An 18,230-nucleotide genomic window follows, 5' to 3' on the forward strand; every position below is an offset into this window, starting at 1 on the left:
TCACGCCCGGGCCCCCAGTTCGTCCTGAAGCCACTGCAGGCAGCGCCGGACGTCGGCGGCCGGGCCCTCACCGGCGGGCGGGCCCTGGCTCAGCATCACGTCCTGCTCCAGCACGTACCAGCCCTGGTAGCCGGCCCCCTCCAGGGCTTCGACCATCGCCCCCAGGTCGACCGAACCCTGCCCGAGCACCGTCCACAGCCCCTCGGCCACAGCCTGCGAGAACGAGATCTCACCGGCCACCACCCGGGCCGCCTGAGCTGCGTCAACGTCTTTCAGGTGCACGTGCCCCACCCGCTGCGGCGCCGCCCGGGTGATCGCCACCGGGTCGGCCCCGGCCGCCACCAGGTGTCCGGTGTCGATGCACAGGGCGATCCGCGAGCCCTCGAGCACCCGGCGCACGTCAGCGTCGCTCTCGATCAGCGTGCCCATGTGCGGGTGCACCACGGCCAGCAGACCCCGCCCGGCCAGGTGCGCCGACAGGGCGTCGAGATTGGTCAGCAGCGTCTTCCACTGCGAATCAACGAGTTCCGGCCGCACGTCGTAGCCGCCACCACCGGTGACCGCGGCCAGCACCACCACCCCGGCGCCGGCGGCCTGGCAGGCGTCGGCGAACCGGTCGACCTCGGGCAGCGGGTCGTGCTCCGCCTCGTGCAGGACCACCGGCAGGAAGCCGCCCACCGCCCGTAGCCCGAACTCGTTCAGCAGCAACGCCTTCTGAGTGGGATCGTCGGGCAGAAATCCCTCGGGCCCGAACTCGGTGGCGGTCAGGCCCAGCGAGCGCATCTCGCCCAGCACCCGCTCGGCCGGCATCTGGAAGCCCCAGCCCGGCACCTCGCACACCCCCCACGAGATCGGGGCACCGGCGATCCGGATCGGCACGGACAGCGAAACTTCACTCATCATCGAGCCTTTCGGCGGTCGCGGGCAGGTCCGGCTCACGGTGCGCGCGGTCTCGATCCTGCGACGCGACTCCCGAGGGTGTCAAGGTTTGTTCAGACAAAGTGCAGCGTGTCCCCGGCCGCGACCGGTAGCCTGGCACCATGCCCGGAGGACCGGTGATCCGGATCCACCGCTCCAGCCCGGTGCCGCTGTACCGGCAGATCGCCCGGCAGCTGGAGCAGGCGGTGGCCGGCGGCGACCTGGTGCCCGGCGACCGGCTCGAAACCGAGGTGGCCCTGGCCGCCGAGCTGGGTCTGTCCCGCCCCACCGTGCGCCAGGCCATCCAGCTGCTGGTCGACCAGGGCCTGCTGGTGCGCAAGCGCGGTGCCGGCACCCAGGTGGTGCACGCCCAGGTGCGCCGGGCCCTGGAGCTGACCAGCCTGCACGACGACCTGGCCCGCGGCGGGCAGGACCCCCGCACCCGGGTGCTCAGCCTGGATCTGGCCCCCGCCGACGCCGAGACCGCAGGCCAGCTGCAGGTCGAGCCGGGCACCCAGGTCTGGGCGCTGGAACGACTGCGGCACGTGGGCGGGGAGCCGCTGGCCGTGATGCGCAACCACCTGCCGGCCTCGGTGGCCGACCTGTCCACGTTCGACCTGGAACACCAGGGCCTGTACGCGTCGCTGCGCCGGGCCGGCGTCACCCTGGCCGTGGCCCACCAGCGCATCGGCGCCCGCCGGGCCGGCCGCACCGAGGCCGGCCTGCTCGGGGAACCGCGCGGCGCACCCCTGCTGACCATGAGCCGGACGGTCCTGGACCACAGCGGGCGCCCGGTCGAACTCGGCCGGCACGGCTACCGGCCCAGCCTCTACAGCTTCGAGACCACTCTGATCCAGCGTTGATCCGGCGCTGAACGGGCCCTTCCCACCACAGAAGCCTCAGGTTCTGGCCGCAGCGGCCGAGGAGGTCGCGCGAGGAGGAACTCATGCGTGGGCCCCAGGTCGCGGCGCGACGGTGGGCCGTCATCACCGTCACGTGCCTCGTGCTGCTCACGTTCGCCGCCCTCCTGCCCGGCCGGGTCGAAGCCGGGTTCACCGGCAGCACCCCGGCCTCGGCCGCGTTCGGCTCGGCCTACTGGATCCCGGTCTCCAGCGTGTCCTGGGCCGGCGACAACCAGTCGGGCTCGGCCGGGGAGACCGGCATCGTCGGCGACAGCGTGGCCGGGCGCTCGGCGAACGCGGTCGACGACCCGGGCACCTTCTCCGCCCTCGCCACCGGCTACCACCACAGCTGCGCCATCCGCTCCTCCACGGTCTCCGGCCAGCCGCCGGGCACGCTGGTCTGCTGGGGGCGCAACAGCGGCGGCCAGCTCGGCCGCGGCAGCACCTTCACCCTGCAGGCCACCCCACGCGAGATCACTCCCAGCGGCACCACCTGGAAGGCCCTGACCGGCGGCAGCGAGACCACCTGCGCACTGCAGAGCAGTCCCACCGACGGCAGCATCTGGTGCTGGGGCTGGGGTGGGCTGGGTCAGCTCGGCAACGGCGGCAGCCCACTGCAGCAGACCGTGCCCGCGCGGATCGTCTCCACCGGAGGGGTACCGGGTACTTGGCAGTCGCTCAGCGGCGACGGCGACCGCAACTGTGCGATCGCCCAGGACGGCGGCCTGTGGTGCTGGGGGCGCAACGTCGACGGCGAGGTCGGTGACGGCACCACTGCCAGCCGCTCCACCCCTACCCGCATCGAGAGCGGCGCCACGTTCTCGTCCGTGGCCTCCGGCCAGCTGCACACCTGCGCGGTCGCGGCCGGGGGCACCGTGCAGGGCGCGGCCGTACAGCCGGGGCAGGCCTACTGCTGGGGCAAGAACGACTACCTGCAACTGGGCACCGGTAGCACCGCAGCCAGCCAGACGACCATGGCACCGGTCCTCGCCGCCGGGAGCACCGGCGTCCGTAATTGGGCTTCTCTGGCCTCCGGCAGCCGCTCCACCTGTGGCATCACCGCGGCCACGGGCGACGCCACCAAGCCCGGCGGCCAGCTGTGGTGCTGGGGTCAGCTCGGCGACGGCGGGGCCAACACCAGCGCACCCCAGCAGGTAGGCACCTCAACCGGCTGGAGCGCGATCGACGCCGGGGGCGACGGCACCACCACGTTCTGCGGCATCGAGGGCGGCGCGCTGTCCTGCCGGGGCGGCAACGTGCAGGGGCTGGCCGGCGACGGCACCATCCTCTACCGCACGGCCTGGGGCGCAGTCGGCAACAGCACCGGCACCACCTGGTCCCAGGTATCGGTAGCCCGTTCCCACTCCTGCGCCCTGAGCACCGCCGGCACGGTGTTCTGCTGGGGGTCGGCCGAATTCGGCCAACCCGGCACCGGACTCGCCTGGTTCCGCAACACGCTGCGCGACACCAACACCGGCGCGGGCCGCTGGAGCTCCCTGGACAGCGAGGAGAACCACGCCTGCGCCCTCCGCGGCCTGGACCTGTTCTGCTGGGGTAAGAACACCACCGGGCAGCTCGGCCAGGGCGACTACGTCAGCCACGGCACCCCTCAACAGGTCAGCGGCTCCTGGGAGGAGGTGAGCGTCGGCTCCGACCACACCTGCGCCATCGCCACCACCGGCGCAGCCTGGTGCTGGGGCCGCAACCTCTCCGGCGCCAGCCTGGGCACCGCCAACGCAGGCACCCAGAACACCCCCGGCGCAGTCGTGGTGACCGGCGTGACCGGAGACCGCTGGCTCTCCCTCGACACCGGCCAGAACGCGACCTGCGGCATCCGCTCCGACCACAGCCTGTGGTGCTGGGGCGCCCAGTCGTCCGGGGTACTCGGGAACGGCACCCCCAACGTCTCGCTCAACCGGCCCACCCAGGTCAGCGGCGGAGGCAACGACTGGATGTCGGTACAGGTGAGCAGCAACGAACACGCCTGCGCCACGAAACGCAACGACACCGCGCTCTACTGCTGGGGCAACAACGCCAACGGTCAGGCCGGCACCGGTACCTCGGGCGGCAATGTGCCTACCCCCCGAGCGATCACCCGGCCCGCCGCAGTGACCGGCGCCTGGAAGAGCTACGCCGTCGGCCACGACCACAGCTGCGGCGTCGATGCGGCGGGGACGCTGTGGTGCTGGGGCCGCAACAACGACCGACAGTTCGGTACCCCCGCCAACACCGCCGACTCCGCCACCCCCGTCATCGCCGCAGCCCCCGCGAGCGGCACCACCTGGACCTCGGTGACCGCTGGCGGCAACAGCACCTGCGCCACCCGTTCCGACGGCGGCCTGTGGTGCTGGGGACACAACTGGCGAGGCAAGCTCGGGCTGGGCTCGGACAACGCCACCATCGCCACCCCCACCCAGACCTCGGCCACCACACCTACGGCCACCCACCTGTCCCGCGTCTCGATCTGGCTCCTGCGCTGACCTCCGGCCCACTGCCGAAGCCGATGCGCAAAAGGTATTCAGCCATGCCCGAACGGAGTTGGACACGCATGACCGCAGGTACTTAGGCTCCCTCAAATCCCGATTGGGATGATTCGGCATGGTCTTCTCGAAGGGGAGAACGACATGACCCGCACCCATCGCCCTCGTCACGGACTGGCCCTGCTCGGCTCCGTCCTGACCCTCGGCCTGCTGGTCTCCGCCTGCGGCGGCAATCTGGACAGCGGCTCCTCGGACGAGGCGGCCGAGTTCCCCGGCGGTGACCCGATCACCATCTACGTGGGCCAGGACCCGGGCGGCAGCACCGACCTGATCGCCCGCGCCCTGGCCGAAGAGGTCAAGAACGAGCTCGACGTCGCCGTCACGGTGGAGAACAAGCCCGGCGCCAACGGCGCCCTGGCCGCCCAGGAGTTGGCCGGGAAGAAGGCCGACGGCCACACCCTGATGGTCTACAACGGCTCCCTGGCCTACATCACCCCGCTGGCCGTGCCCGAGGGCGAGGCCCCCGACATCGCCGACTACGAGATCGTCACCGGCATCAGCCAGGACGACTACGTGCTGGTCTCCGCGGCCGACTCGGACCTGAAGACCGTCGAGGACCTCGAGAAGCTGGGCCGGCCGGTCAAGTTCGGCACCACCGGCGTGGGGACCGGCAGCCAGCTGTCCCAGGAGCTGCTGTTCGCGCAGTCCGGCATCGAGGCCACCGCAGTGCCCTTCGACGGCGGATCCCCCACCCTCACCGCGGTTCTCGGCGGCCAGGTCGACGTCGGCTCGATCCAGCTGGGCGAGGCGGTCGAGCAGATCGAGTCCGGCGACCTCAACCCGATCGTCACCTTCGCCGCCGAACGGGTCAGCTACCTGTCCGACACCCCCACCGCGGTCGAGGCCGGCTACGACGTCCCGGTGCAGCAGTCGCGTGCCGTCTTCGCCCCCAAGGGCACTCCGGCCGACGTGATCGACACCCTGGCCGGGGCTTTCGGCACCGCCTTCCAGGCCGAGAACTACCAGAAGTTCAACACCGACAACCAGCTCACCCCCAACGAGATCGACGGCGAGGCCCTGCGCAAGCAGTGGACCGACAACCTGGCCAGCTACCGGGCGGTGACCGAGAAGCACCAGATCGACCTGGGCGGCGAGTGATGCCCGAGCCTCTCCCCCCTCAGCAGGCCGGGCTCCGGGCAGACCAACCCGAAATTGAGGACGAGGGGCGCGCGCCATCGGCGGGCCCGCTCACCAATGCGGTGGTCGCCTTCACAGTGATCGCGCTGGGCGCCGCCGCCCTCGTCGGGGCCTGGCGGCTCGGGGTGGGCAGCCCCGAGCGGCCGGGCTCCGGAACCTGGCCGCTGATCGTCGGTCTCGCGCTGGTCGTCCTGGGTGTGGCCCTGGCCCTGCGTTCTCGTCGCGACCAGGACACCGAGGTCTTCACCCGCGCCTCGGCGGTGGTCCCCGCCGGGCTGGCCACCATGATCGGCTTCGTCGCCCTGATCGAGACGATCGGCTTCGAACTGCCCTCACTCGCCCTGATGGTGATCTGGCTGCGCTTCTTCGGCCACGAGAGCTGGCGCAGCACCGCGGTGACCAGCCTGGCCGCAGTGGTGGCGTTCTACCTGGTCTTCGTGGCGGCGCTGGCCGTGCCGATCCCCCACCTGTTCTGAGTTTTCTGGGTCTTTGGAAGGACCGTCGTGGATTTCGCCCCGGTGATCGACGGTTTCGGCGTGGTGCTGGAGCCCGCGAACCTGCTCTACTGCCTGATCGGCGTCGTGATCGGGATGCTGGTGGGGGTGCTGCCGGGCCTCGGCCCGGCCGCCACCATCGCCATCCTGCTGCCGATCACCTTTGAGATCGAGGCGGTCGGGGCGGTGATCATGCTGGCCGGCATCTTCTACGGCGCCCAGTACGGCGGCACCATCACCTCGGTGCTGCTGCGCCTGCCCGGTGAGGCCTCCTCGGTGGTCACTGTGTTCGACGGGCACGCGCTGGCCCGCCAGGGCCGGGCCGGCACCGCCCTGGGCATCGCCGCGATCGGCTCGTTCGTCGGCGGAACCGTCTCGGTGGTGGCCCTTTCGCTGCTGGCGCCGCTGGTGGCCGGGTTCGCCCTCGACTTCGGCCCGCCCGAGTACACCGCCCTGGCCCTGCTCGGCATCCTGCTGGTGGCCACCATCTCCAGCGGCAGCCGGCTCAAGGCCCTGACCGCCGCCGCCCTGGGCCTGCTGCTGGCCGTGGTCGGCCGCGACGCCTTCACCGGCAGCGAGCGCTTCACCTTCGGCAGCCTCGAACTGGCCGACGGCCTGGACTTCGTGCCGATCGCGATGGGCCTGTTCGGCCTGGGCGAGATCCTGCACAGCCTGGAACAGCGGCGCACCGCCGGGGCCGCTGTGCACGCCCCCACCGAGGTGCACAACGTGTGGCCCTCACGCACCGACCTGAAACAGTCCAGCGGCGCGATCGGGCGGGGCTCGGTGCTCGGCTTCGTGCTCGGCATCCTGCCCGGCGGCGGGGCCGTCATGGCCTCCCTGGCGGCGTACGCGGTGGAGAAGCGCCGCTCCAAGCACCCCGAGCGCTTCGGCCAGGGCGCGGTGGAGGGCGTGGCCGCCCCCGAGAGCGCCAACAACGCGGCCGCCACCTCGTCGTTCATCCCGCTCCTGACCCTGGGCATCCCGGCCAACGCCACGATGGCCGTGATCTTCGGGGCGCTGCTGATCCAGGGCGTGCGGCCGGGCCCGCAACTGCTGGAGGAGAACCCCGAACTGTTCTGGGGCGTGGTCAACTCCATGTACCTGGGCAACGTGCTGCTGCTGATCATGAGCATCCCGCTGGTCGGCCTGTTCGTCCGGATCCTGCGGGTGCGCCCGGCCGTCCTGGCCCCGATCACCGTGCTGATCACCCTGATCGGCGCCTACACGGTGAACAACAGCGTCTTCGACATCGTGTTGGTGATCGCCTTCGGGGCGCTGGGCTACCTGATGAAGAAGACCGGTTTCGACCCCGGCCCGCTGGTCCTGGCCTTCGTGCTCGGCGCCCTGCTGGAGGAGTCGCTGCGCCGCTCGCTGCTGCTGTTCGACGGCGACCCCACCGGCTTCCTCACCCGCCCGATCTCCGGGGTGCTGCTGCTCGCCTTCATCATCGTCGCCCTGCTCCCGGGCATCCGGGCCGTTCAGGCCCGCCGGGAACGCGAACGCGAGCCGGTGGGGTAGAAGGCAACCACAAACTGAAGGACGCGTGCCCCGAGTGTCGGGGCACGCGTCCTTCAGTTTGTGGTTGCGAACTGTTCGATCAGTGCGCCTCGGCGGCCGCCCCATCCTTCTTCTTGCGCGGGATGAAGTGCATGATCAGCACCACCACGGCGCCGACCACGAGGCCGATCACGGCCGAGGAGAAGGTGTTCACGATCCAGCCCAGGGCGCCGCCGTGCACGGCCTCTTCCCAGTGGTGCACCGTCTCGTACGGCCAGTGCCAGCCCAGCTCGTCGACGCCGACCAGGAGGATGTGGCCACCCACCCAGAGCATGGCGGCGATACCGACGGTGGACAGCACCGAGAGCACCCTGGGCATGGCCGCGACCAGGAACCGGCCCACCGAGGACATCAGGCCCTGCTTGGTCTCGATCAGCTTCAGGCCGATGTCGTCGACCTTCACGATCAGCCCGACCAGGCCGTACACCAGCACGGTGACCAGGAACGCGACCACCAGCAGGATCAGCGCCCGGGTCACGAACGGCTCGTCGGTGACCTCGTTCAGCGAGATCACCATGATCTCCGCGGAGAGGATGAAGTCGGTGGTGATGGCGCCGCGCACCATCGCCTTCTCGTCCTCCGGCCCGCGCTCGGCGGCCGTCTCCTCCTTCTTGTGGTCGCGGTGAGCGATCAGCTCGTAGATCTTCTCGGCGCCCTCGTAGGCGAGGTAGACACCACCGCACATCAGGATCGGCGTGAGCAGCCAGTCCAGGAACTGGCTGAGCAGCAACGCCGCCGGGAGGATGAAGAGCACCTTGTTGCGCAGGGAGCCCACCGCGATCTTCCAGACGATGGGCAGTTCCCGGTCGGGGGTGAAACCGTGCACGTAGCGAGGCGTGACCGCGGTGTCGTCGATCACCACGCCCGCCGCCTTCGTGCTGGCCCGCCCGGCCGCCGCGGCGACGTCGTCCACGGACGCGGCCGCCGCCTTGGCCAGCACGGCAATGTCGTCCAGTAGTGCCGCCAGACCGCCTGCCATCGAACTCCCTTAACTGTGTGTACTGTCGGTTGACACGAGCGTGACCCATGCTTGCGGAAACCACCGGCCCGCTCCAGTGCGCGTGCGGCAGCCGGGTGAGGTCGCGCTGCCGCCGATCGCACAGCATCCCGCAGGCCCGGCCGTCACCAGCCGGATTCCGGCCGGTTTCGGGCCGCGATGAACATCACCCGCTCCGCCGGGAACTTTGCCAGGTCAGCCCGGTCGGGGCACGTCAGTCGGGTGGGGCGGCGGTGGTGCGGCGCACCACCAGGGTGGGCGAGGTGGTGATGAACGTCGAGGGACGATCGCGGTCCGCCATCCGCTCCAGCAGCAGCCGGGCCGCGTCGGCGCCGATCTGGTGCCCGGCCTGGTCGACACTGGTCAGCCCGATCGGCCCGAGCGCGGCGAAGCTGGTGTTGTCGTACCCGGCCACCGAGATGTCCTCGGGCACCCGCAGGCCGGCCTCGGCCACCGCGGTGAGCACGCCCATGGCCACGATGTCGGCGCCGGCGAAGATCGCCGTGGGCCGCACGGCCCGCCCCAGCAGCTGCTGGGCGCCCGCGTAGCCGCCCTCCTCGGTGTAGCCGGTGGAGACGACCTCGATCTGTGCCCCCAGGCCCCGCGCGCTCATCGCGTCGCGATAACCCCGGGTACGCACCGTGTTCGGCATCGTCGCGGACCGGCCGTTGTCCGGTTCGCGCTGGTCGACGTGGGCGATCCGGCGGTGCCCGAGCCCGGCCAGGTGGTCCACCACCAGCGCGGCCCCGCGGGCGTCGTCGTCCACCACCGTGTCGTGCTGGGCCGAGCGCATGTGCCGCCCGATCACCACCAGCGGCACCCCGGCCGCCACCTCGTCCACCTGCTTCTGCCCGGAGGCCGGCGCCACCAGCACCATGCCGTCCATCCCGCGGTCGACCATCGACTCGATCAGCCGCAGCTCGGCGGCGGCGTCGGAGGCACTGAGCCCCGGCGTCCGGATCCGGCTGCCGGTGCCCAGCATCACCTGGTACTCGGTGTCGTGCAGGCGGTCGGTGATGCCGTCGACGATCTCGGGGAAGAACGGGTTGCGGATGTCGGGCAGCAGCACGCCGATCGTGTACGTGCGCCCACGCATCCCCCGGGCCGCGGCCCGAGGCCGGTAGCCGAGCTCCGCGATGGCCGCGTTCACCTTCTCGCGCATGGCCGGGCTGACCCCGTAGGCGTTGCGCATCACCTTGGAGACGGCCGTGGTGGACACCTGCGCATGCGCTGCGACGTCGACGATCGTCACCCGCCGCAGACCGGTTCCCGGATCCATGCCCCTCCTCATTGAGTGGGCAACGTTTAACACGCCCGGCGCGCGGCAGGCAACTGCCGATGACCGTTCGTCGCACGTCCCGATCACGCTCGATCCGCGCCTCTTGACCGTTCGCGCACCAGCTACCTACGTTCGGCGCACCGGTTGGAAAACGTTACCCACAAAGCTGATCGAGCCGGTGCTGTGCGGCACGGGTCTGAAACCTTTCAGAGAGGAAAGGGCACCTGATGACGGTCACCTCGCCCGGGCATCCCCCGGCGCGTCCACCCGAAACCGGCCCCGCCGCCCGGCGCGGGCGGCGCTCCCAGTCCGCTCCTCCGTGGTGGTTCGCCGCGCCGGCCCTGCTGCTCTTCGCCTTCGTCGTGCTCATTCCCAGCGCCCGTGGCGTCTACTACGCCTTCACCGACTGGGACGGCCTGTCCCCCGACTTCGCCTGGGTCGGCCTCGGCAACTTCGGCGACATGCTCGACGACCCGGACGCACTGGCCTCGATCCGGCACACGCTGATCATCGCCGTCGCCATCACGGTGATCCAGAACGGCCTGGGGCTGCTGCTGGCGCTGGGGGTCAACTCGGCGATCAAGTCGCGCAACGTGCTGCGGGTGCTGCTGTTCGCCCCCGCCGTGATCACCCCGATCGTCACCGCCTACCTGTGGCGCAACCTGCTCGGCCCCGAGGGCGCGGTGAACGCCCTGTTCGGCGCGCTCGGGCTGGAGTCGCTGCAGAAGAACTGGCTGGGCGATCCCGACCTGGCGCTGTGGTCGGTGGTCGCGGTGATCGTCTGGCAGTTCGCCGGGTACTCGATGGTCATCTTCGTGGCCGGCCTGCAGTCGATCCCGCGGGAGGTGCAGGAGGCCGCGGCGATCGACGGCGCCGGCTCGGTGCGGCGTTTCTGGTACGTCACCCGCCCGCTGCTGGCCCCGGCGATCACGATCAACCTGATGCTCTCGATCATCGGCGGCATCAAGCTGTTCGACCAGGTCTGGGCCCTCACCGGCGGTGGCCCCGGGCACGCCACCGACACCCTCTCCACCCTGATCTACAAGGACGCCTTCACCCTCGGCGAGTTCGGCTACAGCATCGCGCTGGCCGTGGTCCTCACCGTCATCGTCGCGGTGATCTCGGCCGGGCAGTACGCGTTCCTCTCGCGCCGGGAGGCCGATCTCTCGTGAACCGTTACCGCCGTTCCACCTTCGCCCTCGAACTGGGCATGATCGCGGTCGCCCTGGTGATCGCCTTCCCGGTCTACGTGCTGATCAACCTGGCCGTGCGAGCGCCGTCGGACACCTCCTCCCCGCTGCGCCCGACCACCTCGCCCACGCTCTCCAACTTCAGCGACGCCTGGCGCGACGGCGCCCTCGGCGGGGCCCTGGGCAACAGCCTGCTGGTCACCACCGTGAGCGTGCTGATCGTGCTGGCCGCCTCCGCCCTGGCCGCCTACCCCCTGGCCCGGGTGAAGAAGAACTGGTCACGGGGCACGTTCGCGCTGATCATGCTCGGCCTGGTCCTGCCCTTCCAGCTGGCCACCCTGCCGCTGTACCAGACCATGCGCGACCTGGGCCTGCTCGGCCAGGCCTGGGCCCTGATCCTGTTCTACGCCGGCCTGCAGGTGCCCTTCACCACGTTCCTGTACGTCGGCTTCATCCGCGGCCTGCCGCGCGACTTCGAGGACGCCGCCCTGATCGACGGCTGCGGCTACTGGCAGGCCTTCCGCTTCGTGGTCTTCCCCATGCTCCGCCCGATCACGGTGACCGCGCTGGTGCTCAACGCCGTGTTCGTCTGGAACGACTTCTTCACCCCGCTGCTGTACCTGAGCGGCAGCGGCCAGCAGACCATGCCGGTGGCCGTGGCCGGGTTCGTCGGGCAGTACGTGTCCGAGTGGAACCTCATCTTCGCCGCCCTGCTGATCAGCGTGATCCCGATCCTGGTGGTCTATTTCGCGCTGCAGCGCAGCATCATCAACGGATTCGCCGGAGGACTCAAAGGATGACGCCCTACGCACTGACCACCGAGCAGCGCACCACCCCGCTCGGTCTGGACGTCGCCCGGCCCCGCCTGTCGTGGAAGCTGCGCTCCGAGGAGCGCGGCGCCGCCCAGAGCGCCTACCAGATCGTGGCCGCGGCCCAGGCCGGCGACCTGGACGTGCCGGAGCGGCGGCTGTGGGACTCCGGGAAGGTCGAGTCGTCTTCCGGGCTGCTGATCGAGTGGGACGGGCCGGAACTGGCTCCCTCCACCCGGTACCACTGGCGGGTGCTGGTCTGGGACCAGGCCGGAGAACCGGCGACACCGGCCGATTCCTGGTTCGAGACCGGTCTGCTGCGGCCTGAGGCCTGGCAGGCTGCGGGCAGGGCTGTGTGGATCGGGCGGGACTCGGTGAACCATCCGCCGATGGATCCCCCCACCGACCACGACCGTACGGTGGCCACGCACGCGCTGCCCCCGCCGCTGTATCTGCGCCGATCGTTCGTGCTGGAGCGTCAGCCCGTGCGCGCCCGGCTGTACTCCACCGCCCACGGCATCTACCAGGCCCGCCTCAACGGTTCCCGGGTCGGGGACAGCGAACTGGCGCCGGGGTGGACGGAGTACCGGCATCGGCTGCAGTACCAGACCCACGACGTGACGGCCTCCCTGCAGGTGGGCGAGAACGTGCTCGGCGCGGTGGTGGCAGACGGCTGGTGGGCGGGGTACGTGGGTTTCGATCCCCGCAAACCCGCCGCCCACTACGGTGACGCTCCCGCGTTCCTGGCCCGCCTCGTCCTCTGGTTCGAAGACGGCTCACAGCGTTCGGTGACCACCGACGGCGAGTGGATGGAAGGGCCGGGCCCGATCCAGTTCTCGGACATGCTGATGGGCGAGTACGTGGACGCCCGGGCGCAGGTGCCGGGCTGGGACGCGCCGGGCTTCGTGGACGTGACCGAGGACGACTCCCCCGAGGCCTCGGAGGGCAACCCCGGTGGCTGGGGTGGACGCCGGAGCGGATTCCGTGCGGTCGCGGTGGTCGACGAGACGCCCGGTCCGCTGGTCGCCGAACCGGACGAGCCGGTGCGGGTGACGCGGACGGTGGGCGCCGTCTCGGTCGAGAACGCAACCGAGAAGAGCATTGTCGACTTCGGCCAGAACCTGGTGGGACGAGTTCGGCTGACTGTACGCGGCGTTGCGGCGGGCACCCGGATCCGCCTGCGGCACGCCGAGATTCTCGACCAGGGCGAGCTGTACGTGGCCAACCTGCGTCGGGCCGAGGCCATCGACACCTATGTGGCCCGCGGCGAGGCCGAAGAGGTGTTCGAGCCGCAGTTCACCTTCCACGGGTTCCGCTTCGCGGAAGTCACTGGGCTTCCGTACGAGCTGGACGCGGGGGACGTGCAGGCTCAGGTGCTGCACAGCGACACCCCCTGGACGGGGTCGTTCGAGTGCTCGGACAGCACGGTGAACCAGTTGCAGTCGAACATCGAGTGGGGGCAGCGCGGGAACTGGGTGTCGGTGCCCACCGACTGCCCCCAGCGCGACGAGCGCCTGGGCTGGCTGGCCGACGCCCAGATCTTCGCGGCCACCGCCAGCCGGAACGCCGACGTGTCGGCCTTCTTCGCCCGCTGGGTACTGGACGTGCTCGACGGTCAGGACGACGAGGGCGCGTTCCGGGACATCGCCCCGGTGATGTCGATCAACCGTCAGGCGGCCCCGGTCTGGGGGGACGGCGGGGTTGTCATCCCGTGGCACCTCTGGCGGGCCTACGGCGACCAAAGGACGCTGGAACGCGCCTTTGGGGGTATGCGCGCCTGGGTGGACTTCATCCATCGGAACAACCCCGACCTGCTGTGGCGTAAGCGCACCGGAAACTCCTACGGCGACTGGCTGCAGGTGGATGCGTGGACGCCGCGGGCGGTGCTCTCCACCGCCTGGTTCGCCAAGAGCACCGAGACCGTGGCCGAGGCCGCCGAGGTGCTGGGCGACCCGGAGACCGCGCAGAAGTACCGGCAGCTGCACGCCGGGATCCGCGAGGCGTTCATCGAGGCGTTCGTCGGGCCGGACGGCACCGTGCACGGCGACACCCAGACCGCCTACCTGCTGGCCCTGGGCTTCAGCCTGCTGCCCGAGCACCTGGTGGCGGCCGCCGCGGGGCACCTGGTGGCCGACCTGAAGGCCCGCGGCAACCGGCTGACCACCGGCTTCGTGGGGGTGAACCTGCTCTGCCCGGTGCTCACCGAGCACGGTCACGCCGACGTCGCCTACGCGCTGCTGCACCAGGACGAGTACCCCTCGTGGGGCTACTCGATCCGCAACGGCGCCACCACGATCTGGGAACGCTGGGACGGCTGGACCGAGCACGCCGGGTTCCAGTCGGCCTCGATGAACTCGTTCAACCACTACAGCCTGGGCAGCATCGGGGACTGGCTGTTCGGGCGGGTGGCCGGGATCGACCAGACCCCCGCCTCCACGGCTTATTCCGAACTGCTCCTGCGCCCCACCCCCGGCGGCCGGCTGACCTGGGCGAAGGGGTCGCAGGAGACGGCCCGTGGCCGGGTCGCCTGCGGCTGGTCGCTGGACCAGGCCGGCACGGTCACCGTGACGGCGAGCGTGCCGCCCGGCAGCACGGCCGTGCTGCAGATGCCCACCGACGACCCGTCGAGCGTCACCGAGGGCGGCGACCCCGCCGCCACCCGCCCAGGGGTCGAGGCCCTGGGCAACGCCCACTTCCGGCTCGCCGCCGGAACGTACGAGTTCACTGCCCGTTCCACCGCTCTGCGTCACTGAAGTTTCCGCGAATTCCCGCTGCAACAATGTCGTCCAGCAGGAGAGAGACATGAATCGCACGCTGCCGAAGTTCGTCGCCGTGGGCGCTGCCGCCGCCCTGCTCGCCGCCTGTGCCGGGGGCACCCAGGCCGCCTCGGACTCCGAGGACGGTGACGGGGGCTCGAAGACCCTGACCCTGGCCTCGGTCGACCAGGGTTCGATCGAGCCCGTGGTCCAGGCCTTCGAGAAGGCCAACCCGGGGGTGAAGGTCGAGTTCACCACCAGCGCCGCCGACCAGTACCAGCAGCAGATCCGCACCCAGCTGGCCTCCGGCACGGCCCCCGACGTGATGAGTGTCTGGCCGGGCAACGGCAACCCGGGGGCCACCTACGTGCTGGCCAAACCGGGCTACCTGATGGACCTTTCCGACCAGCCCTGGGCCGGGAAGTACCCGGACGCACTGAAGACCGTCACCCAGTACGAGGGCAAGACGTACAACGCGGTGTACGGGCTGAACGCGATCGGCGCGATCTACAACGTCGAGGCCCTGGAGAAGTCCGGGCTGGAGGCGCCCGCCACCTGGTCCGACGTGATCCCCTTCTGCCAGGCCGCGGCCGAGAAGAATACCCCGGCCTTCGCTCTGGGGATCCAGGACAACTGGGTGACCCAGCTCGTCCTGTACTCCCTGGTGGCCAGCACGCTCTACCCCGACGACCCGGACTTCGACACCCGGATGGCCGACGGGCAGGCCACCTTCACCGGTTCGGCCTGGGAGCAGGCCCTGGCCAAGTACCAGGAGATGTTCGACGCCGGCTGCTTCCAGAAGGACCCGCTGGGCACCAGCTACGAGGCCTCCCAGGCGCTGGCCGCGGACGGCCGGACGCTGGGCGTGGTGCAGGGCAACTGGATCGTGTCGCTGCTGAAGGAGAAGAACCCGGACGCCTCGTTCACCTTCAAGCCGCTGCCGGCCCTCGACGACGAGGCGAAGACGCTGATCCCGGCGGCCGCCGGGGCCGGCTACGGGATCAACGCCAAGACCAAGAACAAGGACCTGGCGCTGAAGTTCGTCAGCTTCGTGATGTCGCCCGAGGGGATGAAGCTGTTCGTCGAGGCGCAGGGCGGCATCCCGGCCCTGCCGGACAGCGGCGCCGAGGTCGACCCGACGCTGCAGGACGTGGCCACGTACATCAACGACGACCGGACCGTGCCGTTCATGGACCAGCTGTGGCCGAACCCGAAGGTGCAGCAGACCATGCTCAGCGGGCTGCAGGAGATCTTCAGCGGGCAGAGCACCGGCAAGGAGATGTTCGCGGCGATGGACTCCGACTACGAGGCCGGCGAGTGATCCCTCACTGATCCGGAGGGGCCGCGACCGGTACGGTCGCGGCCCCCACCGGCAGGGCCGGCTCACGCTCCAGCCAGGCGTGCAGGTCGTCGGCGGACAGCGGCCGGGAGGTCAGGTAGCCCTGGATCAGGTCGCAGTCGCCGGCCTGCAGCCAGGCCAGTTCCTGCTCGGTCTCGACCCCCTCGGCGACCACGTCCAGGCCCAGCCGGTGGGCCATCTCGATGGTCGAGGCGACGATCACCCCGGTGCGCCGGTCGGTGGCCAGCCGGCTGGTGAAGGCCCGGTCGATCTTCAGCGTGGAGACCGGCAGGTCGTGCAGGTAGGCCATGCTGGAGTAGCCGGTGCCGAAGTCGTCGACCAGCAGCTCGATCCCCAGCTCGCGCATCGCCAGCAGGAACTGCCCGGCCCGGCCGCCGCTGTCGACCAGCAGCGACTCGGTGATCTCGATCTTCACCGCCGCGGCGGGCAGGTCGCGCTCGTGCAGCCGCCGGGCGATGTCGTGCTCCAGCCGGCCGTCGAGCAGGTCGCTGGCCGACAGGTTCACCGACACCGCCACCTCGTGCCCGCGCCGGCGCAGCTCGGCGGCCTCGTCGAAGGCCAGGTCGAGGACGTTGCGGGTGAGGGCGGGCATCAGCCCGGCGTGCTCGGCCAGCGGCAGGAAGACGTCCGGCGGCACGGTGCCCCGTTCCGGGTCGTTCCAGCGGGCCAGGGCCTCCACCGAGCGGGCCCGGCCGGTGCGGGCCTGGACGATCGGCTGGAAGGCGAGCGAGAGCTGCTGCCGGTCCAGGGCCAGCCGCAGCGCCTCGACCAGGGCCAGCCGGTCCCAGGCGGTGTTGTCCTGGCTGTCGTCGTACACCTCGAACCCGGTGCGGGCGGTCTTGGCCCGGTACATCGCCAGGTCGGCCTCGGCCAGCGCCCGGCCCAGCGTGCGGCCCGGCCGCAGCGAGGTGATCCCGATGCTGGCGCCCACGTGCAGCAGGGTGTCGGTGATCACGAACGGCTCGTTCAGGGCGTGCAGCAGGGCCGCGGCGGTACCGGCCGCCTGCTCGCGCGGGGCGTGCGGCAGCAGCACGGCGAACTCGTCGCCGCCCAGCCGGGCGATCGTGCCCGGGGGCCCCGGTGAGCCGGGCGGGAGGGCCGGGGTGGCGAGCGCGGCGGTGAACCGGGCCGAGACCTGGCGCAGCAGCTCGTCGCCGACCTGGTGGCCGAGCGCGTCGTTGATCTCCTTGAACCGGTCCAGGTCGATGATCATCACCGCCCCGGGCCCGGCCTGGTGCTGTTCCAGCAGGTCGTAGAGGGCCCGGCGGTTGGGCAGGCCGGTCAGGCTGTCGGTGCGGGCCAGGCGGCGCTGGTCGGAGAGGGCGACCACCTCCCGGATCGCCAGGGCGGTGCGCACCGCCACCGCGACCAGGGCGGCCACGGCCAGGCCGACGGCGACCGGGGACGCCTGGGTGTCGGTGAGCGAGCCCGCGACCAGCACCCCGATCGGCAGCAGACCGAACACCACCGGGACGAGGAACTCGTACCGGCGCGGGGCGGCCGCCTGCTCCGGCGGGGGCCGCTCCGGCGGGACCAACGCGGCCGAGGCGATCAGGCCGATCGCCAGCAGGTAGCTCCAGTCGTTCCACTCCCCCTCGTGGAAAGTGCCCTCCAGAACCAGGACCAGGTACCAGATGTCGGCCGCTGTGAACACCAGGAACCCGGAGCTCAGCAGCAGCCAGGCCGGACGCCGCCAGGCCCCGACCGCGGCCATGGCGCCGATCGCCGAGGCGGCCAGGGCCAGGTCGACCAAGGGGTAGGCGAAGTTGACCACGTTGGTCCACCACGAGGCGCCGGCCTCCTCGGTCAGTCCCGGCAGCCACAGCAGGGCGGCCACCGAGGCCACGCCCAGCCCGGCGACCAGGCCGTCGAGCAGGGAGCTGTTGCGGTGACCGACCCGGGCCCGGACCATCAGCCAGATGCCGGTCACCACCAACGGCGCCATGGCCAGCCAGAGCAGGTCGGACACGGAGGGGTAGGGCGGCGGGTCGCGGCGGATCAGGACGGCCTGCCACAGCACCGATCCGGCGGCGTAGGAGGCCAGCCCGCAGCCGATCAGCGTCCACGGCACCCGGTCTCCCGGCACCAGGGCGGCCCGCAGCCAGCAGACCACGGCGTAACCGCTGATCAGGACCACGGTGAAGCCGACGATCACGGCGGCCGAGAGGTCGACCAGGCCGGCCGAGTGCAGCGCCACCATCAGCGTGTAGAACCCCGAGACGGCCAGAACGCAGGCGAACACCCCGCGCACCGTGCGCATCCGTCCCCCTTCCGCCGCCGTCGCTGGT

At 71.0% G+C, this 18,230-nt stretch carries 13 protein-coding genes; 9 read left to right on the forward strand and 4 right to left on the reverse strand.

Features of this window, described 5'->3' with window-relative positions:
* The gene (locus QSK18_RS17530) at positions 1-900 is read right to left on the reverse strand and encodes a TIM barrel protein (RefSeq protein ID WP_285620483.1); all 900 of its coding nucleotides are present in this window, start codon (positions 898-900) and stop codon (positions 1-3) included.
* Positions 901-1,040: 140 nt separating this feature from the next.
* Here QSK18_RS17530 and QSK18_RS17535 point away from each other — a divergent pair, with 140 nt between their 5' ends.
* The 5 genes from QSK18_RS17535 to QSK18_RS17555 all read left to right on the forward strand — a co-directional run bounded on the left by QSK18_RS17535 (position 1,041) and on the right by QSK18_RS17555 (position 7,512).
* Positions 1,041-1,781 carry a GntR family transcriptional regulator gene (locus QSK18_RS17535; protein ID WP_285620488.1) on the forward strand — a complete coding sequence of 247 codons (741 nt, stop codon included), beginning with the start codon at positions 1,041-1,043 and terminating at the stop codon, positions 1,779-1,781.
* 83 nt (positions 1,782-1,864) lie between these two features.
* Entirely contained in the window at positions 1,865-4,300 is a 2,436-nt protein-coding gene (locus QSK18_RS17540) for an RCC1 domain-containing protein (RefSeq protein WP_285620493.1), read from the forward strand.
* Positions 4,301-4,444: 144 nt separating this feature from the next.
* Positions 4,445-5,458, forward strand: a complete 1,014-nt coding sequence (locus tag QSK18_RS17545; RefSeq protein ID WP_285620496.1) for a tripartite tricarboxylate transporter substrate binding protein — start codon at positions 4,445-4,447, stop codon at positions 5,456-5,458.
* On the forward strand, positions 5,458-5,973 hold the full coding sequence (locus QSK18_RS17550; protein WP_285620498.1) for a tripartite tricarboxylate transporter TctB family protein: 516 nt from the start codon (positions 5,458-5,460) through the stop codon (positions 5,971-5,973). The genes QSK18_RS17545 and QSK18_RS17550 overlap by 1 nt, the downstream gene beginning before the upstream one ends.
* Before the next feature lie 27 nt (positions 5,974-6,000).
* Complete coding sequence (locus tag QSK18_RS17555; RefSeq protein WP_285620503.1) at positions 6,001-7,512, forward strand: tripartite tricarboxylate transporter permease; 1,512 nt, start codon at positions 6,001-6,003, stop codon at positions 7,510-7,512.
* A 79-nt stretch (positions 7,513-7,591) separates the two neighbouring features.
* Here QSK18_RS17555 and QSK18_RS17560 read toward each other — a convergent pair whose 3' ends face one another.
* The gene (locus QSK18_RS17560; protein WP_232812087.1) at positions 7,592-8,530 is read right to left on the reverse strand and encodes a DUF808 domain-containing protein; all 939 of its coding nucleotides are present in this window, start codon (positions 8,528-8,530) and stop codon (positions 7,592-7,594) included.
* A gap of 232 nt (positions 8,531-8,762) precedes the next feature.
* Positions 8,763-9,827 carry a LacI family DNA-binding transcriptional regulator gene (locus QSK18_RS17565; RefSeq protein WP_232812088.1) on the reverse strand — a complete coding sequence of 355 codons (1,065 nt, stop codon included), beginning with the start codon at positions 9,825-9,827 and terminating at the stop codon, positions 8,763-8,765.
* A 227-nt stretch (positions 9,828-10,054) separates the two neighbouring features.
* On the opposite strand from QSK18_RS17565, the gene QSK18_RS17570 reads away from it, so the two are divergent.
* From QSK18_RS17570 to QSK18_RS17585, 4 genes are read left to right on the forward strand one after another with little or no spacing between them, the layout of a single operon-like run.
* On the forward strand, positions 10,055-10,999 hold the full coding sequence (locus tag QSK18_RS17570; protein ID WP_285620506.1) for a carbohydrate ABC transporter permease: 945 nt from the start codon (positions 10,055-10,057) through the stop codon (positions 10,997-10,999).
* On the forward strand, positions 10,996-11,817 hold the full coding sequence (locus tag QSK18_RS17575; protein ID WP_232812090.1) for a carbohydrate ABC transporter permease: 822 nt from the start codon (positions 10,996-10,998) through the stop codon (positions 11,815-11,817). Before QSK18_RS17570 ends, QSK18_RS17575 begins: the two co-directional genes overlap by 4 nt.
* Positions 11,814-14,579 (forward strand): alpha-L-rhamnosidase, encoded by a 2,766-nt coding sequence (locus tag QSK18_RS17580; RefSeq protein WP_285620511.1) that lies wholly within the window; start codon positions 11,814-11,816, stop codon positions 14,577-14,579. Before QSK18_RS17575 ends, QSK18_RS17580 begins: the two co-directional genes overlap by 4 nt.
* 49 nt (positions 14,580-14,628) lie before the next feature.
* Complete coding sequence (locus tag QSK18_RS17585) at positions 14,629-15,903, forward strand: ABC transporter substrate-binding protein (RefSeq protein ID WP_285620514.1); 1,275 nt, start codon at positions 14,629-14,631, stop codon at positions 15,901-15,903.
* Positions 15,904-15,907: 4 nt separating this feature from the next.
* Here QSK18_RS17585 and QSK18_RS17590 read toward each other — a convergent pair whose 3' ends face one another.
* Positions 15,908-18,202, reverse strand: a complete 2,295-nt coding sequence (locus tag QSK18_RS17590) for a putative bifunctional diguanylate cyclase/phosphodiesterase (protein WP_285620517.1) — start codon at positions 18,200-18,202, stop codon at positions 15,908-15,910.
* Positions 18,203-18,230 lie beyond the last annotated feature (28 nt).

This window comes from Kineosporia sp. NBRC 101677 (genome assembly GCF_030269265.1).
Lineage (GTDB): Bacteria > Actinomycetota > Actinomycetes > Actinomycetales > Kineosporiaceae > Kineosporia > Kineosporia rhizophila.

Excerpts from the sequence above, each read along its gene's own strand:
- QSK18_RS17530 (WP_285620483.1), bottom strand. The coding sequence starts at position 900 with ATGAGTGAAGTTTCGCTGTCCGTGCCGATCCGGATCGCCGGTGCCCCG.
- QSK18_RS17535 (WP_285620488.1), top strand. The coding sequence starts at position 1,041 with ATGCCCGGAGGACCGGTGATCCGGATCCACCGCTCCAGCCCGGTGCCG.
- QSK18_RS17540 (WP_285620493.1), top strand. The coding sequence starts at position 1,865 with ATGCGTGGGCCCCAGGTCGCGGCGCGACGGTGGGCCGTCATCACCGTC.
- QSK18_RS17545 (WP_285620496.1), top strand. The coding sequence starts at position 4,445 with ATGACCCGCACCCATCGCCCTCGTCACGGACTGGCCCTGCTCGGCTCC.
- QSK18_RS17550 (WP_285620498.1), top strand. The coding sequence starts at position 5,458 with ATGCCCGAGCCTCTCCCCCCTCAGCAGGCCGGGCTCCGGGCAGACCAA.
- QSK18_RS17560 (WP_232812087.1), bottom strand. The coding sequence starts at position 8,530 with ATGGCAGGCGGTCTGGCGGCACTACTGGACGACATTGCCGTGCTGGCC.
- QSK18_RS17565 (WP_232812088.1), bottom strand. The coding sequence starts at position 9,827 with ATGGATCCGGGAACCGGTCTGCGGCGGGTGACGATCGTCGACGTCGCA.
- QSK18_RS17570 (WP_285620506.1), top strand. The coding sequence starts at position 10,055 with ATGACGGTCACCTCGCCCGGGCATCCCCCGGCGCGTCCACCCGAAACC.
- QSK18_RS17580 (WP_285620511.1), top strand. The coding sequence starts at position 11,814 with ATGACGCCCTACGCACTGACCACCGAGCAGCGCACCACCCCGCTCGGT.
- QSK18_RS17585 (WP_285620514.1), top strand. The coding sequence starts at position 14,629 with ATGAATCGCACGCTGCCGAAGTTCGTCGCCGTGGGCGCTGCCGCCGCC.
- QSK18_RS17590 (WP_285620517.1), bottom strand. The coding sequence starts at position 18,202 with ATGCGCACGGTGCGCGGGGTGTTCGCCTGCGTTCTGGCCGTCTCGGGG.